This window comes from Oleiphilus sp. HI0123, assembly GCF_001635315.1.
Window position 1 is genome coordinate 1 of record NZ_LWGE01000286.1, and the last position, 300, is coordinate 300.

The window sequence follows — 300 nt, forward strand, 5'->3', positions numbered from 1 at the left end:
CCGCTACCGCCGCCTAAACGGCTTTGAACGTCTGAACCCATTCCCTGAATCTGTGCGAGCATTCGCTCAACGGGGCCGCCGGGTGCTGCTTGCACGATAATGAAGTTTAAGAGCATGATGCCGAGTAGTGTCGGTATCATAAGAAGAAGTCTGCGAAGAATGTAGGCGCTCATTACTTACGGAACCACCACGTATCGATCGCTACTCCGGATTTGGGGGAAATTTCAGGTCTCGCAAGGCTCTTAGTGTAAGCGATACGCTCAACCGGGTTATACCAGTTAGGTATTACGTAGTGCCCGT

General features: G+C 51.7%; 1 pseudogene. It reads right to left on the reverse strand.

Annotated features, from left to right (window positions below):
• A pseudogene (locus tag A3761_RS26070) lies at window positions 1–173 on the reverse strand (microcin ABC transporter permease); the annotation flags it as partial.
• Window positions 174–300: the final 127 nt, after the last annotated feature.